Genomic DNA, 24995 nt, shown 5'->3' with positions numbered 1-24995 from the left:
CCTCGAACGTACTCAGTTCGACGTGATCGGTTCCGATCCGTTCGGGATCGGTCCGAAGAGGCTCAGATCAGGGTGAGTTGGGTGGGGCCCGAGGGCTCCGGCTCCTCGACCGGCTCGGGCGGCCGGATCCGGCGCGGCATCCCCGCGCGCGTGGGGCCGATCCCGTACTCCTCGGCCAGGTCGTGGACCTGACGGGTGATCCGGCGCTGGTACCACCTCGGCGCGTAGGCCCCTTCCGCGTACAGCCGCTCGTAGCGGCGCACCAGGTGCGGGTGGTGCTGCCCGAGCCAGGCCATGAACCACTCGCGGGCACCGGGGCGCAGATGCAGGGCCAGCGGGGTGACGGAGGTCGCGCCGGCCTCCGCGATCGCCCTTACCGTGGACCGCAGTTGGGCCGGCTCGTCGCCGAGGAAGGGGATCACCGGCGCCATCAGCACCCCGCAGCCGATGCCGTGCTCGCTGAGGGTGCGGACGACGTCCAGCCGCCGTTCCGGCGCGGGGGTGCCCGGCTCGACGGTGCGCCACAGCTCGGTGTCGACGAAACCGACCGACACGGAGACGCCCACGTCGGTCACCTCGGCCGCCTGCCGCAGCAGGTCGAGGTCGCGCAGGATCAGCGTGCCCTTGGTCAGGATCGAGAAGGGGTTGGCCCGCTCGCGCAGCGCGGAGAGGATGCCCGGCATCAGCCGGTAGCGGCCCTCGGCGCGCTGGTAGCAGTCGACGTTGGTGCCCATCGCCACGTGCTCGCCCTGCCAGCGGGGCGAGGCCAGCTGCCGGCGCAGCAGTTCGGGCGCGTTCACCTTGACGACGATCTGGGTGTCGAAGCCGATGCCGGTGTCCAGGTCCAGATAGCTGTGCGTCTTGCGGGCGAAGCAGTAGACGCACGCGTGCGTGCAGCCCCGGTAGGGGTTCACCGTCCACTCGAACGGCATGCGGGAGGCGCCCGGCACCCGGTTGAGAATCGAACGGGCGCGGATCTCGTGGAAGGTGATCCCGCGGAACTCGGGCGTGTCGAACGTCCTGGTGGTGACCGCGTCCGCGCCGAACAGGGCGGCGTCCGCCGCGCGGTCGTGGCGGGACTCCACGGTGAGGTTCTCCCAGCGCATGACGCCTCCTCGGTAGCACTGGGCCCACAATAGAACATGTGTTCCCATGATCGTGCGAAGGTGCTTTCCGACCGGCCGGCGACCGCTTTCGGGGCCCCGATTTGGCGGCCGGACAGCGGGGTGGTTGGCTTGCCCCGAAGCTGAGGAAACCCCTGTTCAGCCCTGAGCAACAAGGACCTGGAGGAACCCATGGCGCAGGTCGAAGCCACCACGGAGCGGGTCGTCGCGGCGGACCCGGAGACGGTGTTCGACACGATCGCCGACTACAGCGGCACGCGCGGGAAGCTGCTGCCCGAGCAGTTCAGCGAGTACGAGGTGCGCGAGGGCGGCGACGGCGAGGGCACCCTCGTGCACTGGAAGCTCCAGGCCACCAGCAAGCGCGTCCGAGACTGCCTCCTGGAGGTCACCGAGCCCACCGACGGCGAGCTGGTCGAGAAGGACCGCAACTCCTCCATGGTCACCGTCTGGCGCGTCACCCCGGCCGGCGAGGGCAGGTCCCGGGTCGTCGTGACGACCACCTGGACCGGCGCCGGCGGCATCGGCGGCTTCTTCGAGAGGACCTTCGCGCCCAAGGGTCTCGGCCGGATCTACGACGCGATTCTCGCCAACCTCGCCACCGAGGTCGAGAAGTAGGACACGCTGTCACCATGGCGGCCAAGGGCCCGGCGGCCCTTGGCCGTCGTGTCGTTCCGGGGCCCTGGATTCGGGGCTTGACCTGCGGTGGCGCGGGCTCCGGCGGTGCGCCGGGCGGGGGAGTTCCCCGGCGGCCCGGCGGTGAAACCAATTACAGAAATGACGCACATCGCGAGCCGCGCGCGCCGTACGGTGGTGCCTTCGGAACAGATCTTGCGCAGCTCCGGGAGGGCCTGGGCCATGGACCGCGGCACCGAGAGGCACGCACCTCCCAGCCGTGGCGCCGACGCCGGTCCACCTGACGGGCCTTCGGAGGGCGGTCCCTCGGGCGTCGCGCGCATCCCGCTCGCCGTGGTCGTCGTCGACCGGGGCGGCTTCGTCACCCACTGGAGCAGCTCCGCCCGCGGGCTCTTCGGCGTCGCCGCGGACGAGGCGGTCGGCCGGCCCGCCATCGACCTGCTCCCCGTCTCCGGGGCGCTCCCCGAGGTGGACGAGGACCTTCCCTGCGAGGGCCCGGCCTCCCACGCCGATGACGCCTCCCTCGACGGCGCGCTGAGCCATCCGGCCGCCGGGCGGGCCCGGCTGACCGTGCCCGAGCGGGGCGGGACGGGGGCCAAGGGCAGGGTCGACGTCCTGTGGTGGGCGTACCCCCTCGTCGGCCCGGGGTCCGAGCGGCTGCTGGTGCTGGCCGCCGACGCCGAGAGCCTGGACCGGCGGCAGGAGCCGGACCGGCGGACCGTCGAATGCGTCGCCCCCGCTTTCGCCCTGCACACCGACGTCCCCGGCGCCGGGGAACTCGCCCGCCGGCTGCCCGGGATCCTGCCCGGCATCAGCGTCGGCGACAGCGCCCGCATCGTCGCCCAGGTCCTCGAACTCGGCTACCCCGTACTGGAGTTCAGTCGGAACGACCGAGTGCCCGTCACCCCCGACTGGGGTGTGCAGCGGCGCGGGGCACGGGCCGGAGGCCCCGCGTGGTGAGCGCGCCGGCCCGGGGGTGCGGCTCCAGCCGCACGGCCGCCGGGAAGTTCGTCCGGTGCGCGCCGACGCCGCCGGGGCGCTGAACGAGGGTGACGCCGAAACGGCGTCGCGCGAAGGGAAGTTGGGCATGAGCGTGACGAGTCGGTACCGGGACTCCTGGGAGGGGTTCTGGCGGGCGGCCCCGACGACGCCGGGCGGGGTGTTCTGGGACGCGGACCCCGCGGTGACCTCCGCCCACCATCTCGCCTTCTTCGAGCCCCGACTCCTCGACGCCGCCCTGCCGTTGGTCGACCTCGGCTGCGGCAACGGCACCCAGACGCGTTTCCTGGCCGACCGCTTCCCGCGGGTGATCGGCGTCGACCTGGCCGACGCCGCCCTCGACCACGCCCGGCGCGCCGACCCCGCAGGACGCGCGGCGTACCGGCGGCTGGACGCGGCCGCCCAGGGTGAGGCCGAGACGCTGCATGCCGAGCTCGGCGACGCCAACGTCTATATGAGGGGCGTACTGCACCAGTGCGAGCCCGACGACCGCCAGCCGCTCGTGGACGGTGTCGCCGCCCTCCTCGGCGGCACCGGCCGGGCCTTCCTCGTCGAGCTGTCGGAGACGGCCCGGCCACTCCTCGAGGACCTGGCCGGCGGGCCCGCCGGACCGCCCCCGAAGTTCGCCCCCGTCCTGAGTCACGGCATCGCCCCTGGCGAGGTCGCCGACGAGGCCGTGCCCGTCTATCTGGCCGCCGCCGGCCTCACGGTCCTCGCTTCCGGTGAACTCCCGCTCACCACGACCGAGTTCACCCCGGACGGCACCCGGATCGAGCTGCCGTCGAGGTGGCTGCTGGCGGGACGCACGATGTGAGCTGGGTCATGGCGGCATTCCGCCCCGGTGCTGTCACACCTCCGGGGCGCGGCGTGTCAGGAGGGTGAAGCGAGCACGACACCCCGATGAGGAGCCACTGACATGTCCACTGCCTATGTCGTCGTCACCGTCCTGGGAGCCGTCCTGGCCGGGTTCTCGGCCGCGTCCTTGCTGCTCGGCGCCGAGTGGACCGTGAAGCCGCTCGCCGACTACGGCGTCCCGCGCGCCTGGTGGACATGGCTGGGCGTCGCGAAGGCCGCCGGCGCGGCGGGTCTGCTGGCCGGGCTCCTCGTGCCCGTGATCGGCGTGCTGGCCGCGGCGGGCCTGGTCCTGTACTTCCTCGGGGCCGCCGCCACGGTGGCGCGCGCCCGCTGGTTCTCGCACCTGCCGTTCCCGCTGATCTACGGGGCGCCGGCCGCCGCGTCACTGATGCTCTGGTTCTGAGCGGCTCTCGTCGGGAGCCGGATCCCGGGGTGTGATGGCCGGGGGTCCCCGCGCTCTGAGTCTGAGCGGCCACGACCGGGGCCGGACCCGGGGTGCGGTGGCCGGGGTCCCCGCGCTCTGAGTCTGAGCGGCTACGACCGGGGCCGGACCCGGGGTGCGGTGGCCAGGGGGCCCCGGGCTCTGGTTCTGGGCGGCTCCGACGGGAGCCGGATCCCGGGGTGCGGCGGCCGGGGTCCCCGCGCTCTACGTCTGAGCGGCCACGACCGGGGCCGGACCCGGGGCGCGGTGGCCGGGATCCCCCGGCCGCCGCGTCCGTCCGTCCGGTTTCAGTCGTCGAGCACCGCCACCTCGATCCCGGCCAGTCGCTCGCGGTCCGCGATGATCTCGATGCGGGAGATCCCCTCGTCAGTGACCGTGAGCAGCAGGGCCAGGCGCAGCCGCCCGTGCGGCGCCATCACCAGGCCGACGCGGCCGTCGAGCAGCGCGGGGCCGGTGAACCGGGCCCGGCCGGCCGCCGCCATCGCGCCCCGCGCGACCGTGCGGGCGCCGACGACCGCGACCGGCTCCGGCGTCGGCACGACGAACCGGTCGGCGGTGAGGACCACGTCCGGATGCAGCAGCGCGAGCAGGGCCTCGAAGTCACCGCCGCGGGTGGCGGCGAGGAACGCCTCCACCGCCTGCCGTTGCCGGGGCGCGTCGGCGGCGGGCACGGCCCGTGAGCCGGCCGGCGCCGGCGTCGCGCCCCCGACCCGCCGGCGGGCACGGCTGGCGAGTTGCCGGGTCGTCGCCGGGGTGCGGTCGATCAGCGGGGCGATCGCGTCGAACGGCACCGCGAACAGGTCGTGCAGGACGAACGCCAGCCGCTCGTCCGGCCCCAGCGAGTCCAGGACGACGAGCAGCGCCACCCCCACGGAGTCGGCGAGCAGCGCCTCCTCCTCGGGATCGCCGCCGGCCCCGAGGCCGGCCTCTGCGGCCTCCAGCGGCTCCTCGCGCCGCGTCCTGCGCGAGCGCAGCATGTTCAGGCTCACCCGGCCCACCACGGTGGTCAGCCACGCGGTGACGTTCTTCACCTCGCCGAGGTCGGCCGAGGACGCCCGCAGCCAGGTCTCCTGGACGGCGTCGTCGGCCTCGGCGAGCGAGCCGAGCATGCGGTGGGCGACGGCCCGCAGTCGCGGCCGGTCCGCCTCGAAGCGTTCCGGCGAGAGTATGCGCCCGGTCATGGCTGGTTCCCCGTTCGTCGAAGGTGAGCGGTGAGCGGCGTGCGAGGTAGATCAGAGCAGAAACGGACCCGTTAAGCTCGGGGCGTTTCCCGGAAAGGGCGGATGCCGGTATGAAGATCCTGATCAGCGCCGACATGGAGGGCGCCACCGGTGTCACCTGGCCGGCCGACGTGCTGCCGGGCACCCCGCAGTGGGAGCGGTGCCGGGCGCTGTTCACCTCGGACGTCAACGCGGCCGTCCTCGGCTTCTTCGACGGCGGCGCCGACGAGGTCCTGATCAACGAGGCCCACTGGACCATGCGCAACCTTCTCCTTGAACAGCTCGACGAGCGGGCCCAGATGCTCACCGGGCGGCACAAGTCGCTGTCCATGGTGGAGGGCGTCCAGCACGGCGACGTGGACGGCGTCGCCTTCGTCGGCTACCACGCCGGGGCCGGCGCGGAGGGCGTCCTCGCGCACACCTACCTCGCCAACTCCATCACCGGGGTGTGGCTGAACGACGTACGGGCCAGTGAGGGGCTGCTCAACGCGCGCGTGGCCGCCGAGTTCGGGGTACCCGTGGTGCTGGTCACGGGCGACGACGTGGCCTGCGAGGACGCCCTCGGGTACGCGCCCGAGGCGCTGAAGGTGGCGGTCAAGGACCATGTGTCGCGGTACGCGGCCGTGTGCCGGACGCCGGCCCGCACCGCCGCCGACATCCGGGCCGCGGCCAAGGAGGCCGCACGTCTGGCGGTCCGTCAGGAACCGTCGCAGGAAGGACCGTTCACCGTGGCGGTGGAGTTCGACGCCGAACACCTGGCGATGGCCGCGACGGTGGTGCCGGGTGTGGCGCGGATCGGGGAGCGCAAGGTGGCGTACACCAGCGGCACCATGTACGAGGGCATCCGCACGTTCAAGGCGGTCACGACGGTCGCCTCGGCGGCGGTCGAGGAACAATACGGCTGAGCAACAACACGGCTGAGGAGCAGCATGGCTGACGCGCAGGCGAGGGACGAGGTCGTGCGGTTCACGTCCGACCTCATCCGCATCGACACCACCAACCGGGGCGGCGGGGACTGCCGGGAGCGGCCCGCCGCCGAGTACGCGGCCGCGCTGCTCGCCGAGACGGGACTCGAGCCGACGCTGCTGGAGCGTACGCCGGGCCGGACCAACGTCGTCGCCCGCATCGAGGGCTCCGACCCGTCCGCGGAGGCCCTGCTGGTCCACGGCCACCTCGACGTGGTGCCCGCCGAGGCAGCGGACTGGAGCGTGCACCCCTTCTCCGGGGAGATCCGCGACGGCGTGGTGTGGGGGCGCGGCGCGGTCGACATGAAGAACATGGACGCGATGATCCTCGCCGTCGTACGCGCCTGGGCCCGCGAGGGCGTACGGCCCCGGCGTGACGTCGTGGTCGCCTTCACCGCCGACGAGGAGGCCAGCGCCGAGGACGGCTCGGGCTTCCTCGCCGACGAGCACCCCCACCTCTTCGAGGGCTGCACCGAGGGCGTCGGGGAGTCCGGCGCGTTCACCTTCCACGACGGCGGCGGCCGGGAGATCTACCCGATCGCGGCGGGGGAGCGCGGCACCGGCTGGCTGAAGCTCACCGCCCGCGGCCGCGCCGGGCACGGCTCCAAGGTCAACCGGGAGAACGCGGTGACCCGCCTGTCCGCCGCGATCACGCGGATCGGCGAGCACGAGTGGCCGCTCAGGCTGACCCCGACCGTGCGGGCCGCGCTCACCGAACTGGCCGCCCTGTACGGCCTCGAGGCCCGCCTCGACGACGTGGACGCCCTGCTGGACAAGCTGGGGCCGGCCGCCAGGCTGGTGGAGGCGACCGTCCGCAACAGCGCCAACCCGACCATGCTGGAAGCCGGTTACAAGATCAACGTCATTCCGGGCGAGGCCGTCGCCTATGTCGACGGGCGGTATCTGCCGGGCGGCGAGGACGAGTTCCGCGCCACCCTCGACGAACTGACCGGCCCCGACGTGGACTGGGAGTTCCAGCACCACACGGTCGCCCTCCAGGCGCCGCTGGACTCGCCGACGTACGCGCGGATGCGCGCCGCCGTGGAGGAGTTCGCGCCGGGAGGGCACGTGGTGCCCTACTGCATGTCCGGCGGCACCGACGCCAAGCAGTTCTCGCGGCTCGGCATCACCGGCTACGGGTTCGCGCCGCTCAGACTGCCGGAGGGGCTGGACTACCAGGCGCTCTTCCACGGCGTCGACGAGCGGGTGCCCGTCGAGGCGCTCCACTTCGGCGTCGACGTCCTCGACCGCTTCCTGCGCACGGCCTGAGAGGGCGGGGGAGACGTGCAGATCCTGCCGTACGGTTCCTGGCCCTCGCCGCTCGACGCGCGGCTCGCCGCGGCGCACGACGGGCGGCCCGAGTACGTCGGCTTCGTCGGCGACGAGGTGTGGTGGACGGCGCCCCGCCCCGCCGAGGGCGGCCGACGCACCCTGGTGCGACGGCGCGCCGACGGCGCCGAGGAGTCGGTGCTGCCGGCTCCGTGGAACGTGCGCAGCCGGGTGCTCGAGTACGGCGGGCAGCCCTGGGCCGGCGCGCTCCACGAGGGGCGACCGCTGGTGGTGTTCGCGCACTTCGCCGACCAGCGGCTGTACGTCTGGCGGCCGGGCGGCGAGCCCCGGCCGCTGACCCCGCTGTCGCCGGTGGGCGGCGGACTGCGCTGGGCCGAACCGCAGTTGCTGCTCGACCGGGGCGAAGTGTGGTGCGTACTGGAGGAGTTCACCGGGGACGGGCCCACCGACGTGCGCCGGGTCCTGGCCGCCGTGCCGCTGGACGGATCGGCCGCCGGGGACCGGACCGCCGTACGCGAACTCACCGACGACCGGCGGCGGTTCGTCACCGGGGCGCGCATCTCGCCGGACGGCCGGCGGGCCGCGTGGCTGGCCTGGGACCATCCACGGATGCCCTGGGACGGCACGGACGTCGTCGTCGCCGGCATCGGGACGGACGGCGCGCTCGACGACGCCCGGGTGGTGGCCGGCGGGCCCGAGGAGTCCGTCGCCCAGGTCGACTGGTCCGCGGACGGCCGCCTGCTCTACACCAGCGACCGCTCCGGCTGGTGGAACGTCTACCGCGACCACGAGCCCGTCTGCCCGCGCGAGGAGGAGTTCGGCGGGCCGCTGTGGAAGCTCGGCCACCGCTGGTTCGTGCCCCTTCCCGGCGGTCTGCTCGCCGTCGTGCACGGCCGGGGGGCCGCCGCGCTCGGCGTCCTCGACCCGGAGAGCGGCGAGGTCGTCGACGTGGCCGGGCCGTGGACCGAGTTCGCCTCCACCCTCGCCGTGCACGGCGAGCGCGTCGTCGGCGTGGGCGCCAGTCCGCGCAGCGCCTACGAGGTGGTGGAGCTCGACACCCGCACCGGCCGGGCCCGGGTGATCGGCGCGCCGCACGACGACACCGTGGACCCCGCCTACTACCCCGAGCCGCAGCTGCGCACCTTCACCGGACCCGACGGCCGCGACGTCCACGCGCACGTGTACCCGCCGCACAACCCCGGGTGCGTCGCCCCGGGCGCCGAGCTGCCGCCGTACGTCATCCGGGCGCACGGCGGGCCCACCGACCGCTCCCCGCTCGTACTGGACCTGGAGACCGCCTACTTCACCTCCCGGGGCATCGGCGTCGCCGAGGTCGACTACGGCGGGTCGAGCGGCTACGGACGGGAGTACCGCGACCGGCTGCGCGAACAGTGGGGCGTGGTCGACGTCGAGGACTGCGCGGCCGTCGCCCTCGCCCTCGCCGAGGAGGGCACCGCCGACCGGGACCGGCTGGCGATCCGCGGCGGCAGCGCGGGCGGCTGGACCGCCGCCGTCTCGCTCACGGGCGCCGGGGTGTACGCCTGCGGCACCATTGTCTACCCCGTCCTGGACCTCGCGGCCTGGGCGACCGGCGGCACCCACGACTTCGAGTCCCGCTACCTCGACACCCTCGTCGGGCCGCTCGACGAGGTGCCCGCCCGGTACGCCGAACGCTCGCCCGTCGAGCACGCCGACCGGATCCGCGTGCCGTTCCTGCTGCTCCAGGGCCTCGACGACGTGATCTGCCCGCCCGCCCAGGCCGAGCGCCTCCTGGCCCGCATCGCAGGCCGCGGCGTCCCGCACGCCTACCTCGCTTTCGAGGGGGAGGGGCACGGGTTCCGGCGGGCGGAGACCATGGTGCGCGCCCTGGAGGCCGAGCTCTCGCTGTACGCTCAGGTGTTCGGGCTGCGTCCGCCCGGCATCCCGACCCTGGAGTTCACACGGTGAACGACCTCGTACGCCCTTCCCGGCTGGCCCCCGGCGCCCGGGTGGCGGTCGTCGCCCCCAGCGGACCCGTGGCCGAGGAGCGGCTCCAGGCCGGTCTCGACGTCCTGCGCGGCTGGGACCTCGACCCGGTGGCCGCGCCCCACGCCCTCGACCGGCACCGCACCCTCGGCCACCTCGCGGGCGAGGACGCCGACCGGGCCGCCGACCTCCAGCGCGCCTGGTGCGACCCGTCCGTCGACGCCGTGATGTGCGCACGGGGCGGCTACGGCGCGCAGCGCGTCGTCGACCTGCTCGACTGGGACGCCATGCGGGCGGCCGGGCCCAAGGTGTTCATCGGCTTCAGCGACAGCACCGCCCTTCAGGAGGCGTTCGCCGTCCGCCTCGGCCTGGTCACCCTGTACGGCCCCGTCGCCGCCGGCGTCGACTTCATCAAGAACGCCCGCGCCCAGGACCACCTGAGGGCCACCCTGTTCGCCCCGGAGACCGTCCGCGTCCTCGCCTCCACCGGCACCGCCCTCGCCCCCGGCCGGGCCCGGGGCGTCACCCTGGGCGGCTGCCTCACCCTCCTCGCCACCGGCTACGGCACCCCGCACACCCGTGCCGGCGCGCGCGGCGGACTGCTCCTGCTGGAGGACGTGGGGGAGCCGCCGTACCGTCTCGACCGCGCCCTCACCCAACTGCTGCGCACCGGCTGGCTCGACGGCGTCGCCGGCGTCGCCCTCGGCTCCTGGGAGGGCTGCGGCCCCTACGAGGGGCTGCGCCCCGTCCTCGCCGACCGGCTGGGCGGACTCGGGGTGCCCGTCGTGGAGGAGCTGGGCTTCGGGCACTGCGAGGGGGCGCTGACCGTGCCGTTCGGCGTGAGCGCCGAGCTGGACGCCGACGCCGGGACACTGACCCTGGACGCGCCCGCGCTGATCTGAGCGGCGGGAGGACCGTCGGCGCGCTGTGCGGCGCCCACGCCGTGCGGCGGCGCGGCTGACTAGGCTGGCCGGATGCCGCACACCGCATCGCGCTACCTCGCCGAGGGCCCCCGCGTGGGCATACGCCACTTCACCCACGCGGACGGCGCCGAGTTCACCGCCCGCGCCCGCGAGAGCCACGACCTGCACCGCCCGTGGCTGTTCCCGCCGGACACCCCCGGCGCGTACACCGCATACGCGGACCGGCTGATCCAGGACCCCTCCAAGGCCGGCTTCCTGGTGTGCACCAAGGACGACGGGGCCATCGCCGGATTCGTCAACATCAACAACATCGTCCAGGGCGCCTTCCAGAACGGGGCGCTGGGCTACGGCGCGTTCGCGCACGCCGCCGGGCGGGGACTGATGCGCGAGGCACTCGACCTGGTCGTCGCCCACGCCTTCGGCCCGATGCGGCTGCACCGCCTGGAGATCAACGTCCAGCCCGGCAACGCCGCCTCGATCGCCCTCGCCCGGAGCTGCGGCTTCCGCCTGGAGGGCTTCTCCCCGGGCCTGATCCACATAGCCGGCGCCTGGCGAGACCACCAACGCTGGGCCCTGACGGCGGAGATGAGATCCACGCCCGCCCGAGAACGCCGTTGAAGGCGCGACCCGGCGTCCGCGAGGATGCCCGCATGCGGAATCTCGTCGTGCTCGACGCGCCCTCCAACCTGGGCCTGCGCCCGCCCGCTCCCGGCACCGTCCCCGGCTGCCACAAGCTCGCCGGTGCGCTGCGCGAACAGCGGATCGTCCAGAGGCTGGGCGCCCTGGAGGGCGGGGTGGTCGTCCCGCCGCGTTACGACCGGGGCGACTGGCGGGAGGGGGACGGCGTCTTCAACGCGCGAGCCCTCGCCTCCTACACTGCGAGGCTCGCCGACCGGATCGAGCGCCATGTGCGCGCCGGGGACTTCCCCGTGGTGCTCGGCGGGGACTGCTCGATCGGGCTCGGCTCGTCCCTCGCGCTGCGCCGCATCGGCCGTTACGGTCTGGTCGCGGTGGACGCTTCGCCGGATTTCCGGCACCCCGGAAACTCCGACCGCGTGGGCGCCGCGGGCGGCGAGGAGGTCGCCCTCGCCACCGGGCGGGGCCAGCAGGACCTGACCGACCTGGAGGGCCTCGGGCCCTATCTGCGCGACGAGGACGTGCGGTTCTTCGGCATCCGCGACGAGTTCGCCGACGACCGCGCCGAACTCGTCGAGCTGAAGATGCCGGTGTTCACGGTGGGCGACCTGCGCGCACAGGGGCCGGAGGCCGTCGGCCGGACCACCGCCCAGGCCTTCGACACCCCCCGACTGGACGGGTTCTGGGTGCACCTGGACGCCGACGTGCTCGACCCGAGTGTCATGCCCGCCGTCGACAGCCCCGACCCCGACGGCCTGCTTCCGGACGAACTCGTCGGCCTGCTGAGCCCCTTGCTCGCCTCTCCGCGCTGCGCCGGCCTCAACGTGACCATCTACGACCCCGATCTGGACCCCGAGGGCACGGCGGGGGCGCTGCTCGCGGACCTCGTCGTCGCGGCCCTCGGGCGGGCATGAACGGGCGCGCGCCCAGTCAGCCCCGGCGGCGGTCGACGTATTCGTAGAGGGTGCCGTCGGGGTGGCGGGCCACCAGGTTTCGGCCCGCCGGGGTCGACACCGGGCCCGCCAGGATGTTCGCGCCCAGGTCGGTGAGGGTCTTGTAGGCCTCGTCCACGTCCGTGACGGCGATCGTCGCCGCCACCTTGCGCAGCACCTCCAGCTCGGCGGCGGGCCCGCTCATCAGCAGGAAGCAGCCGACCGCCGCGACGTGCACCCCGGCGCGCTCGAAACGCAGCGCCGGCGCGTTCGCGAGCCGTTCGTAGAAGGGGACGGCGGCCTCCAGGTCGTCGACGCAGACCCGCAGCGTCGTTCCGAGAATCTCCATGCGTGAGAGCGTAGTTGGGGCGGCGGCGCAGGCGGGGCGCCTTCACCCGATCCCCATGGCGTTCCGCGGCGTTATCCTCCGCACACCCCGGGTACCCGAGCCCGATGGAGCGCATGGATCACCTGGAGCATCTGGACAAGCACCTGGTCGACGAGCTGGCGCAGGTGGCACGCGAGACCATCCGGGAGGAGGTGCGCGAGCAGACCCGCAAGCAGCGCCGTACGGCCGTGCTGTACGCCTCGTCCGGCGCCCTCGCCCTGTACGCGGGCGCCGCCGTCTCCCTCGCCGTGGGCCTGGCGTTCGCCCTCGTGCTGCCCGACTGGGCCGCCGCGCTGATCACCGCGGCGATCCTCGGTGTGCTGGCGTACGTGCTGCGCGGCGCCGCCCGCCCGCACCGCCGCACGAGCGGCCACCCCGACGCCGGAGCGGGCCTCGCCGCCCCGCCCGTGGGCACGCCCGCCGGCGGTCTCGGCATGTCCGTCCCGCCGATGCCGTCCACCCCGCCCGAGGTGCCCCGGCAGGGCGGCCCCGACGGCCCGCACCACGGGGCGTGATGCCGGATGCGCGCACCGTGGAGGACGGCGGTGGACGACGGACGCAGGGTCGTCGTGGTGACCGGTGCCAGCGGGGGAGTGGGGCGGGCCACCGCCCGCGCCTTCGCCGCCCGGGGCGACCGTGTCGCCCTCCTCGCCCGGGGCCGTGAGGGCCTCGCCGCGGCAGCCGACGAAGTGCAGCGGGCGGGCGGCGAGGCGCTGACCGTGAGCGTCGACATGGCCGACGCCAAAGCGGTCGAGGACGCGGCACAGCAGGTCGTCGACGCCTATGGCCACATCGACGTATGGGTCAACGACGCGTTCACCGGCGTCTTCGCCCCGTTCACCGAGATCACCCCCGACGAGTTCCGCCGGGTGACGGAAGTGACGTACCTGGGCTTCGTGTTCGGCACCCGCGCCGCCCTGCGGCACATGCTGCCCCGCGACCGCGGCACGATCGTCCAGGTCGGTTCCGCGCTCGCCTACCGAGGGGTTCCCCTCCAGGCGGCGTACTGCGGAGCCAAGCACGCCATCCAGGGGTTCAACGAGTCCCTGCGCTGCGAGCTGCTGCACTCCCGCAGCCGGGTGCGGACCACGATGGTGCAGCTGCCCGGCCTCAACACCCCGCAGTTCGACTGGGTTCTGAACCGGATGCCGGGCCGTGCCCGCCCGGTGGCGCCCGTGTACCAGCCCGAGGTCGCCGCCCGGGCGATCGTGCACGCCGCCGGACACGCGCGGCGGCGCGAGTACTGGGTGGGCGGCTCCACCGCCGCCACCCTCGTCGCCAACGCCGTCATCCCCGGCCTCCTCGACCGCTACCTGGCCCGCACCGCCTTCGACGGGCAGCAGGAGGGCGGGACCCGTGGTTCCCACGGCCCCGGCAACCTGTGGGAACCCGCCGACGGCCCCCACGGGCACGACCACGGCGCCCACGGCCGCTTCGACGACGAGGCGATCGGTCACAGCCCGCAGGAGTGGGCCTCCCGCAACCGGGGGCGGGTCGGCGCCGGGCTGCTCGCCGCGGGCGTCGGCGCGGCGGTGACGGCGGGACTGCGCCGGAAGGCACGCGCCGTCTGAACCACCGCCGTCACACCGCAGGCCGGGACCCCGCCGTCGTCGTGGGTCCCGGCCTGCGGCGTCGGGGGCGCCTCACGACAGCTGCGGCAGCACCTTCGTACGGTAGAAGTCGAAGAAGCCCCGCTGGTCCGGGCCGATCTGGTTGACGTAGACCCGGTCGAAGCCGGCGTCGGCGAACGCCGTGAGCGCCGAGACGTGCTCGTCGACGTCGTCGCCGCACACCCGGTTCTCGCGCACCATGTCCTCGGTGACCAGCGACTGCGCCTGCTCGAAGTGGCGCGGCGTGGGCAGGACCTGGCCCAGCTCGCCGGGCAGCAGCTCGTTCGCCCACAGCCGGTGCGCCGTGCGCAGAGCCTCCTCGCGGTCCGTGCCGTAGCAGACCTTGGTGCCGCCGCTGACCGGCTTCCCGCCGCCCCCGCCCTTGCGGAACTGCTCCACCATCGACTCCTCCGGCATCATCGTGATGTAGCCGTCGGCGACGCGGGAGGCCAGCGCCGTCGCCTTCGGGCCGAAGCCGGAGATGTCGATCGGCACCGGCTGGTCGGGGACGGTGTACAGGCGCGCGTTCTCCACCGTGTAGTGGGTGCCGTGGTGGCTGACCTCCTCGCCGGTGAACAGCCGGCGCATGATCTGGATCGCCTCCTCCAGCATCTCCAGACGCACCTGCGCGGGCGGCCACGCGTCGCCGAGGATGTGCTCGTTGAGGGCCTCGCCCGAGCCGACGCCCAGCCGGAACCGGCCGTCGGTCATCACCGCCGCGGTGGCGGCGGCCTGCGCCACCACCGCCGGGTGCATCCGCACCGTCGGACAGGTCACCGCCGTCTCGATCGGCAGCGACACCGCCTCCGACAGCGCGCCGATCACCGACCACACGAACGGGCTCTGGCCCTGCGCGTCGTTCCACGGGTGGTAGTGGTCGGAGATCCACAGCGCCTGGAATCCGGCCTGCTCGGCCATGCGTGCCTGCTCGATCAGGTCGGCGGGGCCGTGTTCCTCGGTGGACAGGAAGTAGCCGTACTCGGGCATGGGGGAACCTCCGCTGGTGTGCCGCGGGTGGGTGGGGGTCGCCTGCCCGGGTACCCGGCGCCCGGCCGGGAAACCGCGACCGCGCGCACCGGCGACGTTTGGCCCCCCTGCCCAGGGGGACGCGGAAGCCCTTGTACGACCGTACGACTCCCCAACCGGAGGCGAATCGTGAGTCGACCCCGCATCGTGATCGTCGGAGCCGGATTCGCCGGGTACCGGACGGCCCGCAGCCTGGCGCGGGCGGCCCGGGGCCGGGCCGACATCACCCTGCTCAACCCGACCGACTACTTCCTGTACCTTCCCCTGCTGCCCCAGGTGTCCGCCGGCATCCTCGAACCGCGCCGGGTCACCGTCTCCCTCTCCGGCACCCTGCCCGACGTGCGGCTGGTGCTCGGCGAGGCGGGCCGCGTCGACCTCGACGGGCGCACCGTCCACTACACCGACCCGGAGGGCCGCCAGGACACGCTGGAGTACGACCGGCTGGTGCTCGCGGCCGGCAGCGTCAACAAGCTGCTGCCCATCCCCGGCGTCGCCGAGCACGCGCACGGCTTCCGCGGCCTGCCCGAGGCGCTCTACCTGCGTGACCACGTCACCCGGCAGGTGGAGCTGGCGGCCACCGCCGACGACCCCGACGAGCGCATGGCGCGCTGCACGTTCGTGGTGGTCGGCGCCGGCTACACCGGCACCGAAGTCGCCGCGCAGGGACAGCTGTTCACCGACGCGCTGGTGCGCTCCCGCCCGCTGCGCGAGGACGTACGGCCGCGCTGGATGCTCCTCGACATCGCCGACCGCGTCCTGCCCGAACTGGACGAGCGGCTCTCGCGCACCGCCGACTCCGTGCTGCGCGGACGGGGCGTCGACGTCCGGATGGGCACGTCCGTGAAGGAGGCCACCCGTGACGGGGTCCTGCTGACCGACGGCGAGTCCGTCGACACCCACACCCTGGTGTGGTGCGTGGGCGTACGGCCCGACCCGCTCGCCGAGTCCCTCGGACTGCCCCTGGAGCGCGGCCGGCTCCTGGTCGAACCGACGCTGCAGGTCCCGGGCCGGCCCGAGGTGTTCGCCTGTGGTGACGCCGCCGCGGTGCCCGATCTGGAGAAGCCCGGGCAGTACACGCCGATGACGGCGCAGCACGCCTGGCGACAGGGCAAGGTGGCCGCGCACAACATCGCCGCCTCGCTGACCGGCCGCGAGCTGCGGCCCTACCGGCACAAGGACATGGGCTTCGTCGTCGACCTCGGCGGGGTCAAGGCCGCTGCCAACCCGCTGGGCGTCCACCTCTCCGGGCTGCCTGCGGGCGTGGTGACCCGTGGGTACCATCTCGCCGCGATGCCCGGCAACCGCGTCCGGGTCGCCGCCGACTGGCTCCTGGACGCCGTACTGCCGCGCCAGGGCGTCCAGTTGGGCCTGGTCCGCTCCTGGGCGGTGCCGCTGGACACCGCCTCGCCGGAGCTGGTCCGGGCCCCGGCCGGGAGCGGGCCGCACGGTGACAGCGCGCACGGCGACGGATCGCGGGCCAGGGGTGGCGGCGGGGGCGAGGACACGTCCCGGACGATCACCTCGCCCACGCCCGAGCCGGTGCGCACCGAGCCCGCGCGGCGCCGGGTGCAGCCCGAGCCGGCCCAGGCCGACGGAACCGCCGTCGAGAGCGCCGTGGGCGGGGGCGGCGGCGAGGACACCACCCGGACGATCACCTCGCCCACACCCGAGCCGGTGAAGAACGAACCCGCGAAGCGGCGACACGACGACGGCCCCACGGGGACGGACGGCCGGCCGCCGAAGGACGAAGCCGCCGACGAACCCACACCCACGAAGCCCCAGCCGGGCGGTGAACCCGCGAAGAACCAGCCGGGCGGCGAACCCGCCAAGAACCAGCCGGGCGGCGAACCCGCCAAGAACCAGCCCGGCGGCCGCCCCACCCAGCGGAACCCGCGGTGAACCCGCCGTGAACCGGCCCGACGGTGGGCCCGCCGGGAACCGGCCCGGCGGAGAGCCCGTGAAGAGTCAGCCGGCTCGCGAGATGCCGCCAGGAACCAGCCGGAGGGTGAGCCCGCCATGACGCAGCCGCAGGCGGTGAGACCGCGCAGGACCAGCTCGGCGGTGAGCCCACCGGGAACCAGCCGGGTGGCGACGCCGTCAGGAACCAGCCGGGCGGTGAGCCCGTCAGGAACCTGCCGGGCCGTGAGACCGCGCAGGACCAGCCCGGTGGTGAGTCAGCCCGGGTGACCGGCCCGCTCAGTGGGCCCGTGATGGGTCCGCTCGTGAGGGATCCGTGGTGAGCCGCCGGGGAGCGCGAGCCCGGCGGGGCCGCGGCCCGACAGATATCAGGAGCCAACGACAGCCCTCGCACCCCCGACCCGTGGAAGGAGATCAGCGACCCGATGGACACCGCCGAACTCACCGAACTCGGACAGCAGTTGCGCGTCGACAGCGTCCGTGCCGCCGCTGCCGCGAAGTCCGGGCACCCGACGTCCTCGATGTCCGCCGCGGACCTCATGGCCGTCCTGCTGGCCCACCACCTCCGCTACGACTTCGACCGCCCCGACCACCCCGGCAACGACCGCTTCGTCCTCTCCAAAGGCCACGCCTCCCCGCTGCTCTACTCCGCCTACAAGGCGGCCGGGGTCGTCGACGACGACGAGCTGCTCACCTTCCGGGAGCTGGGCAGCCGGCTCGAAGGGCACCCAACCCCGCGCCGGCTGCCCTGGGTGGAGACCGCCACCGGCTCGCTCGGGCAGGGACTGCCGGTCGGCGTCGGCATCGCGCTCGCCGTGAAGCGGCTGGACCGCTCCGAGGCGCGGGTGTGGGTGCTGTGCGGCGACAGCGAGATGGCCGAGGGATCGGTGTGGGAGGCCGCCGAGCACGCGGGACACGAGCAGCTGGACAACCTGGTGGCCATCGTCGACGTCAACCGGCTCGGCCAGCGCGGCCCGACCCGCCACGGGCACCACCTCGACGCCTACGCGCGCCGCTTCCAGGCCTTCGGCTGGCACACGGTCGAGGTCGACGGCCATGACGTGGACGCCGTCGACCGCGCCTACGGCGAGGCCTGTTCCACCAAGGGCCAGCCCACCGCGATCCTCGCCCGCACCCTCAAGGGCAAGGGCGTCGAAGCCGTCCAGGACCGCGAGGGGCTGCACGGCAAGCCGCTCCCGGACGCCGACGAGGCGATCGAGGAGCTCGGCGGGGTCCGCGACCTGCGCGTGCGGGTGCAGCCGCCGCCCAGCGCCCGGCTGCTGCACGCCGTCGCCGACGGGCGTCTCGACCTGCCGCGCTGGGAGAAGGGCGACCCCGACAAGGGCGTCGCCACCCGTGACGCCTACGGGCAGGCGCTCGCCGCCCTCGGCACCGCCCGCGAGGATGTCGTCGCCCTCGACGGCGAGGTGAGCGACTCCACCCGGGCCGAGTTCTTCGCCAAGGAGCACCCCGAGCGGTTCTTCGAGTGCTACATCGCCGAGCAGCAGCTCGTCGCCGCCGCGGTGGGCCTGGCGGCGCGCGGCCGGGTGCCGTACGCCTCCACCTTCGCGGCGTTCCTGACCAGGGCGTACGACTTCGTGCGGATGGCGTCGATCAGCGGGGCCGGGATCAACCTGGTCGGCTCGCACGCGGGTGTGGCCATCGGGCAGGACGGGCCCTCCCAGATGGGCCTGGAGGACCTGGCGATGTTCCGGGCCGTGCACGGTTCCACCGTGCTGTACCCGTGCGACGCCAACCAGACCGCCCGCCTGGTCGCGACCATGGCCCAGCTGGACGGCGTCCGCTATCTGCGCACCTCGCGCGGCGCGAGCCCGGTGATCTACGGGCCCGACGAGGAGTTCCCGGTGGGCGGCAGCAAGGTGCTGCGCTCCTCCGGCCGGGACCGGCTCACCGTGGTGGCGGCGGGCGTCACCGTGCACGAGGCGCTCAAGGCCGCCGACGCGCTCGCCGGTGAGGGCGTCGACGTCAGGGTCGTCGACCTGTACTCGGTCAAGCCGGTGGACCGGGAGACGCTGCGGCGCGCGGCCGAGGAGACCGGCTGTCTGCTGACGGTGGAGGACCACCACGAGGAGGGCGGCCTCGGCGACGCGGTCGCGGAAGCCTTCGCCGACGGCCGGCCGGTGCCCCGCCTGGTGCGGCTGGGAGTGCGGACGATGCCGGGCTCGGCGAGCCCGGACGAGCAGCTGCACGCCGCCGGCATCGACGCCGAGTCGATCGCCGCCTCGGCGCGACTGCTGGTGGAGACGGCGGTCGTGCCGTGACGGGCGGCCCGCGTCGGCGGCGCCTCGCCCGGCGCGGCCCCGCCGACTCGTGTGGCTGATACACGTACCGCCGGTACGCAGTGGTGTCCGCGCGGCGGCCCAGACCCGTGCCCTCGTGAAGGTTTGGCCAACAACCTTCAGGCCACCCGGAAGGAGAGGTGGTCATGGCGAACACGAAGAACACATCGGAGACGAAGACTTCACGGTCTTCACAGGAAGACGACAGTGCTCCGGAGCGCAGCGAGCGGAGCACCCGAGACACCCGCAGAGACGAGGACGACACCGTGGCGGACCGGCCGAGCCCGATGGAGGTGCTGCGTCAGGCGCGCGCCCAGCTCGCCGAGCTGACGGGCATGACCGCCGAGAGCGTCTCGTCCTTCACGCAGACGGAGGACGGCTGGTCGCTCGAGGTCGAGGTCCTCGAACTGGAGCGGGTGCCCGACACCATGAGCCTCATGGCCAGCTACGAGGTGGAGCTCGACCCGCAGGGCCAGCTCACCGGCTACCGGCGCGTTCGCCGCTACGAGCGCGGACGGGCCGACGCACATCGGCGGGGCGGTCGCTAGACCGCCCGGCCCCGGCACATCCCGAACATCATCCGCGAGACAAGGAGGTGCGGTCGGCATGACCGTTGTCCCGGCACAGCAGTCCGGTGGCGGAGGCGGCTCCAGCGGCCTCTACGACGTCCTGGAGCTCGTTCTCGACAGGGGACTCGTCATCGACGCGTTCGTGCGGGTATCCCTGGTCGGCATCGAGATCCTCAAGATCGACATACGTGTCGTCGTCGCGAGCGTCGACACCTATCTGCGCTTCGCCGAGGCGTGCAACCGCCTCGACCTGGAGGCCGGCCCGCGCAAGAGCCCGGGGCTGCCGGAGATCGTCGGCGAGGTCACCGAGTCCGGCGCGCGCGGCAAGTCCAAGGGCGCCCTGTCCGGCGCCGCCGAGACCATCTCGGGGGCCTTCAAGCAGGCCCGCGAGGAGAGCGAGACCGAGTCGCGGCCGCGTGCCCGCAAGTCCACCGCCTCGCGCAGCCGTAAGGAGGAGCAGGAGTGAGCACGTACGTCTACGGCATCACCGCCGCTTCCCACCCGGCCCTCCCGGAGGGCCTGGGCGGTGTGGGCGACCCGCCGATGCAGATCCGGGTGCTCACGGAGGGCGAACTCGCGGCGATCGTCAGCGACGCCCCGGAGAATCTGCGCCCCAAGCGCAAGGACCTGCTCGCCCACCAGAACGTCCTCGCCGAGGCGGGCGCCGAGGGGTGCGTGCTGCCCATGCGCTTCGGGAGCGTCGCCCCCGACGACAGCGCCGTCACCGGCGTGCTCGCCGAGCGCATGGAGCACTACAGGGAGCGGCTGGCGGCCCTCGACAACAAGGTCGAGTACAACGTGAAGGCCTCCCACGTCGAGGAGGCGGTCCTGCACCAGGTGATGGCCGAGAGCCCCGAACTGCGCGGGATGGCCGAGGCCAACCGCCAGGCCGGCGGCGGCACCTACGAGCAGAAGCTCCAGCTCGGCGAGATGGTGGCGGCCGCGGTCAAGGCCCGTGAGGCCACGGACGCGGCGGAGGTGCGGCAGGCGCTGGAGCCGCTGGCCGCCGACGTCGAGGCGGGCCCCGAGTCCACCGGCTGGCTGGCCAACGTGTCCTTCCTGGTGGACCGCGACTCCGCGGCACGGTTCCTGGAGGCGGCGGAATCGCTGCGCGAGAGCCGCCCTTACCTGGAGGTCCGCGTCAACGGGCCGCTGCCGCCGTACAGCTTCGTCGAACCCGGTCCCGCGAAGCCCGCGGTGCCGTCGGCCGAGCACGCGGTGTAGCGGCCGGCGAACGCCGGGCGCGCGAGCGAGGGAGCAGAGGAATGGGCCTGATCTCGGAAGTGCTGCTGCTGCCGTTCGCCCCGGTGCGAGGCAGCGGCTGGGTGATCGGACAGGTCGTCAAGGAGGCCGAGCGGATCTATTACGACCCCGCTGCGGTCCGGGCCGAACTCTCCCGGCTCGAAGAGCAGTTGGAGGCGGGCGAGATCACCGAGGACGAGTTCGACCGGATGGAGGACGAACTCCTGGACCGGCTGGAGATCGCGTCGCGCAGAAGCGCGGGAACGGACGGGACGACACAATGAACCGAATGGGACTGGGCCTCGCGGTAGGGGCCGGATATCTCCTCGGGCGTACGAAGAAGATGAAGCTGGCGTTCGCGGTGGGGTCCCTGGTGGCCGGCAAGCGGATGAACCTGACCCCGCGGGGCCTGGCCGACATGGTCTCCCAGCAGCTGAAGGACAACCCGCAGTTCAAGGAGATCGGCGACCAGCTCCGCCAGGACCTGCGGGGAGTCGGCAAGGCCGCCTCCGGCGCCATGGTCGAACGCCAGATGAGCGCGCTCGCCGACCGGCTGCACAGCCGGACCTCCGACGTGCGTGACCAGCTGAACGGCGTCGTGCCCGACGCGTCCGGCTCCCGCTCGGACGACGAGGAGGAGCCCGAGGACGCGTACGAGGAGGAGCCCGAGGCCGCCGAGGACGACGAGGAGGAGCCTGAGGAGGCCCGCGGCGAGGACGAGGGCGACGACTCCGACGACGAGGAGGAGCCCGAGGAGGCCCGCGGCGAGGACGAGGAGGAGGACGAGGAGGAGCCCGAGGAGGCCCGCGGCGAGGACGAGGAGGAGGACGAGGAGGAGCCCGAGGAGGCCCGCGGCGAGGACGACGCCGACGAGGGCGAGGACGAGGACGAGGGCGAGGACGAGCGCCCCGCGAAGAAGGCGGCCAAGAAGGCGCCCGCCAAGAAGGCGCCCGCGAAGAAGGCGCCCGCGAAGAAGGCGCCCGCGAAGAAGGCCCCGGCCAAGAAGGCCGCCGCCGCCAAGCGGGCCCCCGCCAGGAAGACCGCCGCGAAGAAGACCGCGACGGCCGGCAAGACGGCGAGCAAGACGGCCTCCCGTAGCCGGGGGTCGAAGGGAGGCGGTGAGTGATGACCGAGACCCTCGGATCCGCGACCTCCGCCGCGGGCAAGGCGGCCAAGGGCGACGGCGGGAACCCGCTCTCCGACCTCGCCCAGAGCGAGGCCGCCGACCGGCTGAAGGCGGAGGTGCAGGAATACCTCTCCGCCCAGGCCCAGCGCGTGCTGACCGGCGTAGGCCGCAAGCTCGGCGAGACGACGGGCAAGCTGAACGACATCGCCGAGGGCAACAGCCCCGGCTTCGCCAAAATGGCCCTGGACGGCGGCCGCAAGCTGGCCGAGGGCAAGGGCCCGCTGCGCAGCGCGCTGGAAGTCGGCGCCTCCAGCGTCAAGGACAAGGTGACCGGGGCCTTCAAGAGCCTCGGCGGCAAGGGCAAGAAGGGCAAGAGCGGCTCGGGCAACAAGCCGACCGTCATCATCGAGCAGATCGACGTCGGCGTGCCGCTGCGCACCGCTTACGACCAGTGGACCAAGTACCAGGACTTCAGCACCTTCGCCAAGGGCGTCAAGAGCGCGAGCCGCGCCGACGACACCACCAGCGACTGGCAAGCGAAGGTCTGGTGGTCCAACCGCAGCTGGAAGGCGAAGACGACCGAGCAGGTCCCCGACGACCGGATCGCCTGGAGTTCGGAGGGCGCCAAGGGCACCACGAAGGGCGTCGTCTCCTTCCACCGCCTCGCGGACAACCTCACCCGCGTGCTGCTGGTCATCGAGTACTACCCCTCAGGGCTCTTCGAGAAGACGGGCAACATCTGGCGCGCCCAGGGCCGCCGCGCCCGGCTCGATCTGAAGAACTACGCCCGCTTCATCACCCTCAAGGGAGAGGCCGAGGACGGCTGGCGCGGTGAGATCCGCGACGGCGAGGTCGTCCAGTCCCACGAGGACGCGCTGGAGGAGGAGCAGCAGGCCGAGGAGAACGACGAGAACGGCGAGAACGGCGAGAACGGCAGCGAGGAAGGCGAGCCGGAGGACGGCGAGGAGTACGAGGACGAGTACGACGAGGAGGGCGAGCCCGAGGAGGAGGAGTACGACGAGGACGAGCCCGAGGCGGAGTACGAGGACGAGGACGCCGAGGACGCCGAAGGCTCCGCGGACGCCGACGAGGACGGCGAGTACGAGGACGAGGCCGAAGACGAGGACGCCGAGTACGCCGAGGGCGGGAGTCGTCGATGACCATGCCGAGCCGGATGCCGGAGCCGTACGGTCAGAGCGGCGGAGCCAATCTCGCGGACATTCTCGAACGCGTCCTCGACAAGGGCATCGTCATCGCCGGCGACATCCGGATCAACCTGCTCGACATCGAACTGCTGACCATCAAGCTCCGTCTCATCGTCGCCTCGGTCGACAAGGCCAAGGAGATGGGCATCGACTGGTGGGAGGACGACCCGGAGCTCTCCACCCGCGCCCGCCGCGACCAACTCACGCGTGAGAACGCCGAGTTGCGAGAGCGGTTGGCGCGGCTGGAGGAGCTGGAACTGGGTCGTGCCCGGTCCCGGGAGGAGGAGTCCACATGACCGGACTGCGCTATGTGTACGCCGTCTGCCGGCCCTTCGACGCGCCGCTCCAGGTCCAGCTGACGGGGGTGGCGGGCGCACCGGCCAAGCTGCTGCACCACCACGGCCTCGTCGCCGTCGTCAGTGACGTGCCGGTGAAGGACTTCGCCGAGGAGCCGCTGCGCTCCCATCTGGAGGACCTGGACTGGCTGAGTGCGACCGCCCGCGGCCACCAGCAGGTGATCGACGCGCTCACCGCGGTCACCACACCGCTGCCGCTGCGGCTCGCCACCGTCTTCCGAGACGACAGCGGCGTCCGCGTGATGATGGAGGAGCGCGAGGACGACTTCCGGCGCACTCTCGACCGGCTTCAGGGCCGGGTGGAGTGGGGCGTGAAGGTCTATGTCGAGCCCCAGGCGGAGCCTCCCGCGAGCGGCGCCGGCTCCGAGGCGGGCGCGAAGCCCGCTTCGGGCCGGGACTATCTGCTGCGGCGCCGGATGCAGGCCAGGGCGCAGGACGACACCTGGCAGCGGGCCGAGCGTTTCGCCGGCCGACTGCACTCCCTGCTCTCCGAGCACGCCGACGCGGCCCGTCTCCACGCGCCGCAGAACCCCGCCCTCTCCAAGGCGTCCGGCCAGAACGTCCTGAACGCGGCCTATCTCGTGCCGCGCGCGGGGTCCGAGGAGTTCGTGGAGATCGTCGACCACACCAAGGACCAGGAGCCCGGGATGCGCGTGGAGCTCACCGGGCCGTGGGCCGCCTATTCCTTCGTGGACATGGAAACCCAGGGGGCGGAGAGGGATTCCCAGGAGGCCGGCTCATGACCGTCGTGGAGCGCCGTGAGGTCGCCCTCGTCGACCTGCTCGACCGGCTGCTCGCCGGCGGGGTCGTGATCACGGGCGACATCACCCTGCGGATCGCCGACGTCGACCTCGTCCGGATCGACCTCAACGCCCTCATCAGCTCCGTCAACGAGAACGTCTCGTCGCCTTGGGGGGATCTGATGTGACGACTTCGCGCAAACGCCTCGATCTCGAACCCGACACCGTCGAGCGCGACTTGGTCAAGCTCGTCCTCACCGTGGTGGAACTGCTGCGCCAGTTGATGGAGCGTCAGGCGCTGCGCCGCTTCGACCAGGGCGACCTGAACGAGGAACAGGAGGAGCGCATCGGGCTCACCCTGATGCTGCTCGACGACCGCATGACCGAACTGCGCGAGCGCTACGGCCTGCGCCCCGAGGACCTGAATCTGGACCTCGGGCCGCTCGGCCCGCTCCTGCCCCGGGAGTGACTCAGGGGGCCGCTCGGCGCCTGCGTCAGCGGCCCCCGTACCCCGCGGTCCGGGGCGCCGCGC

Annotated in this window: 27 protein-coding genes and 1 pseudogene; 24 read left to right on the top strand and 4 right to left on the bottom strand. The window is 73.3% G+C overall.

Going from position 1 to position 24995, the window contains the following annotated elements:
- Positions 1–62: 62 nt before the first annotated feature.
- Positions 63–1106, bottom strand: a complete 1044-nt coding sequence (locus EV567_RS07035) for an Rv2578c family radical SAM protein (RefSeq protein WP_130437788.1) — start codon at positions 1104–1106, stop codon at positions 63–65.
- A 189-nt stretch (positions 1107–1295) separates the two neighbouring features.
- Here EV567_RS07035 and EV567_RS07030 point away from each other — a divergent pair, with 189 nt between their 5' ends.
- From EV567_RS07030 to EV567_RS07015, 4 genes and pseudogenes are all read left to right on the top strand, one after another.
- Positions 1296–1739, top strand: a complete 444-nt coding sequence (locus EV567_RS07030) for an SRPBCC family protein (protein WP_130437787.1) — start codon at positions 1296–1298, stop codon at positions 1737–1739.
- Positions 1740–1979: 240 nt separating this feature from the next.
- Positions 1980–2696 (top strand): annotated as a pseudogene (locus EV567_RS07025) (PAS domain-containing protein); the annotation flags it as partial.
- Between the two features lie 148 nt (positions 2697–2844).
- Positions 2845–3570: a class I SAM-dependent methyltransferase gene (locus EV567_RS07020; protein WP_130437785.1), complete on the top strand. Its 726-nt coding sequence runs from the start codon at positions 2845–2847 to the stop codon at positions 3568–3570.
- Positions 3571–3672: 102 nt separating this feature from the next.
- A complete protein-coding gene (locus EV567_RS07015; RefSeq protein WP_130437784.1) occupies positions 3673–4014 on the top strand; it encodes a DoxX family protein in 342 nt (113 codons plus the stop codon).
- Between the two features lie 326 nt (positions 4015–4340).
- Here EV567_RS07015 and EV567_RS07010 read toward each other — a convergent pair whose 3' ends face one another.
- Positions 4341–5234, bottom strand: coding sequence for a sigma-70 family RNA polymerase sigma factor (locus tag EV567_RS07010; protein WP_130437783.1), 894 nt, complete (start codon positions 5232–5234; stop codon positions 4341–4343).
- A gap of 110 nt (positions 5235–5344) precedes the next feature.
- Between EV567_RS07010 and EV567_RS07005 the strand changes: the two genes are divergently transcribed.
- The 6 genes from EV567_RS07005 (at position 5345) to EV567_RS06980 (ending at position 11966) form a co-directional block, all read left to right on the top strand.
- Positions 5345–6178: a M55 family metallopeptidase gene (locus EV567_RS07005; protein ID WP_130437782.1), complete on the top strand. Its 834-nt coding sequence runs from the start codon at positions 5345–5347 to the stop codon at positions 6176–6178.
- Positions 6179–6202: 24 nt separating this feature from the next.
- The gene (locus EV567_RS07000) at positions 6203–7507 is read left to right on the top strand and encodes a M20/M25/M40 family metallo-hydrolase (RefSeq protein ID WP_130437781.1); all 1305 of its coding nucleotides are present in this window, start codon (positions 6203–6205) and stop codon (positions 7505–7507) included.
- A gap of 15 nt (positions 7508–7522) precedes the next feature.
- Positions 7523–9475 (top strand): prolyl oligopeptidase family serine peptidase, encoded by a 1953-nt coding sequence (locus EV567_RS06995; protein WP_130437780.1) that lies wholly within the window; start codon positions 7523–7525, stop codon positions 9473–9475.
- The gene (locus EV567_RS06990; RefSeq protein ID WP_130437779.1) at positions 9472–10395 is read left to right on the top strand and encodes an LD-carboxypeptidase; all 924 of its coding nucleotides are present in this window, start codon (positions 9472–9474) and stop codon (positions 10393–10395) included. The genes EV567_RS06995 and EV567_RS06990 overlap by 4 nt, the downstream gene beginning before the upstream one ends.
- 72 nt (positions 10396–10467) lie before the next feature.
- Entirely contained in the window at positions 10468–11034 is a 567-nt protein-coding gene (locus EV567_RS06985) for a GNAT family N-acetyltransferase (protein WP_130437778.1), read from the top strand.
- Between the two features lie 32 nt (positions 11035–11066).
- A complete protein-coding gene (locus EV567_RS06980) occupies positions 11067–11966 on the top strand; it encodes an arginase family protein (protein WP_130437777.1) in 900 nt (299 codons plus the stop codon).
- Between the two features lie 16 nt (positions 11967–11982).
- On the opposite strand, the gene EV567_RS06975 is transcribed toward EV567_RS06980, so the two are convergent.
- On the bottom strand, positions 11983–12333 hold the full coding sequence (locus EV567_RS06975) for a VOC family protein (RefSeq protein WP_130437776.1): 351 nt from the start codon (positions 12331–12333) through the stop codon (positions 11983–11985).
- A 104-nt stretch (positions 12334–12437) separates the two neighbouring features.
- Here EV567_RS06975 and EV567_RS06970 point away from each other — a divergent pair, with 104 nt between their 5' ends.
- Both EV567_RS06970 and EV567_RS06965 read left to right on the top strand, forming a co-directional pair.
- Positions 12438–12887 carry a phage holin family protein gene (locus EV567_RS06970; protein WP_130437775.1) on the top strand — a complete coding sequence of 150 codons (450 nt, stop codon included), beginning with the start codon at positions 12438–12440 and terminating at the stop codon, positions 12885–12887.
- A gap of 6 nt (positions 12888–12893) precedes the next feature.
- Entirely contained in the window at positions 12894–13943 is a 1050-nt protein-coding gene (locus EV567_RS06965; RefSeq protein ID WP_130437774.1) for an SDR family oxidoreductase, read from the top strand.
- A 72-nt stretch (positions 13944–14015) separates the two neighbouring features.
- Here the strand turns inward: EV567_RS06965 and EV567_RS06960 are convergent, their stop codons facing one another.
- A complete protein-coding gene (locus tag EV567_RS06960; RefSeq protein WP_130437773.1) occupies positions 14016–14969 on the bottom strand; it encodes a TIGR03557 family F420-dependent LLM class oxidoreductase in 954 nt (317 codons plus the stop codon).
- A gap of 168 nt (positions 14970–15137) precedes the next feature.
- Here EV567_RS06960 and EV567_RS06955 point away from each other — a divergent pair, with 168 nt between their 5' ends.
- From EV567_RS06955 to EV567_RS06900, 12 genes are all read left to right on the top strand, one after another.
- Positions 15138–16907 carry an NAD(P)/FAD-dependent oxidoreductase gene (locus EV567_RS06955; RefSeq protein ID WP_242620706.1) on the top strand — a complete coding sequence of 590 codons (1770 nt, stop codon included), beginning with the start codon at positions 15138–15140 and terminating at the stop codon, positions 16905–16907.
- A 443-nt stretch (positions 16908–17350) separates the two neighbouring features.
- Complete coding sequence (locus EV567_RS06950; protein ID WP_130437772.1) at positions 17351–19207, top strand: transketolase; 1857 nt, start codon at positions 17351–17353, stop codon at positions 19205–19207.
- 164 nt (positions 19208–19371) lie between these two features.
- On the top strand, positions 19372–19773 hold the full coding sequence (locus EV567_RS06945; RefSeq protein ID WP_130437771.1) for a gas vesicle protein: 402 nt from the start codon (positions 19372–19374) through the stop codon (positions 19771–19773).
- Between the two features lie 58 nt (positions 19774–19831).
- Complete coding sequence (locus EV567_RS06940; protein WP_130437770.1) at positions 19832–20260, top strand: gas vesicle structural protein GvpA; 429 nt, start codon at positions 19832–19834, stop codon at positions 20258–20260.
- The gene (locus EV567_RS06935) at positions 20257–21018 is read left to right on the top strand and encodes a GvpL/GvpF family gas vesicle protein (protein WP_130437769.1); all 762 of its coding nucleotides are present in this window, start codon (positions 20257–20259) and stop codon (positions 21016–21018) included. The genes EV567_RS06940 and EV567_RS06935 overlap by 4 nt, the downstream gene beginning before the upstream one ends.
- A gap of 41 nt (positions 21019–21059) precedes the next feature.
- A complete protein-coding gene (locus EV567_RS06930; protein ID WP_130437768.1) occupies positions 21060–21320 on the top strand; it encodes a gas vesicle protein GvpG in 261 nt (86 codons plus the stop codon).
- Complete coding sequence (locus EV567_RS06925; RefSeq protein WP_130437767.1) at positions 21317–22162, top strand: DNA primase; 846 nt, start codon at positions 21317–21319, stop codon at positions 22160–22162. The genes EV567_RS06930 and EV567_RS06925 overlap by 4 nt, the downstream gene beginning before the upstream one ends.
- A complete protein-coding gene (locus EV567_RS06920) occupies positions 22162–23322 on the top strand; it encodes an SRPBCC family protein (protein WP_130437766.1) in 1161 nt (386 codons plus the stop codon). The genes EV567_RS06925 and EV567_RS06920 overlap by 1 nt, the downstream gene beginning before the upstream one ends.
- Positions 23319–23663, top strand: coding sequence for a gas vesicle protein (locus tag EV567_RS06915; protein WP_130437765.1), 345 nt, complete (start codon positions 23319–23321; stop codon positions 23661–23663). Before EV567_RS06920 ends, EV567_RS06915 begins: the two co-directional genes overlap by 4 nt.
- A complete protein-coding gene (locus tag EV567_RS06910; protein ID WP_130437764.1) occupies positions 23660–24466 on the top strand; it encodes a GvpL/GvpF family gas vesicle protein in 807 nt (268 codons plus the stop codon). The genes EV567_RS06915 and EV567_RS06910 overlap by 4 nt, the downstream gene beginning before the upstream one ends.
- Positions 24463–24651: a gas vesicle protein gene (locus tag EV567_RS06905; protein ID WP_130437763.1), complete on the top strand. Its 189-nt coding sequence runs from the start codon at positions 24463–24465 to the stop codon at positions 24649–24651. Before EV567_RS06910 ends, EV567_RS06905 begins: the two co-directional genes overlap by 4 nt.
- The gene (locus EV567_RS06900) at positions 24648–24932 is read left to right on the top strand and encodes a gas vesicle protein K (RefSeq protein WP_130437762.1); all 285 of its coding nucleotides are present in this window, start codon (positions 24648–24650) and stop codon (positions 24930–24932) included. Before EV567_RS06905 ends, EV567_RS06900 begins: the two co-directional genes overlap by 4 nt.
- Positions 24933–24995: the final 63 nt, after the last annotated feature.

Origin of the sequence: Streptomyces sp. BK239 (assembly GCF_004217285.1) — a bacterium.
GTDB lineage: Bacteria > Actinomycetota > Actinomycetes > Streptomycetales > Streptomycetaceae > Streptomyces.
The sequence above is the reverse complement of the archived record's forward strand: the minus strand, read 5'-3'. Positions and strand labels throughout refer to the sequence as shown.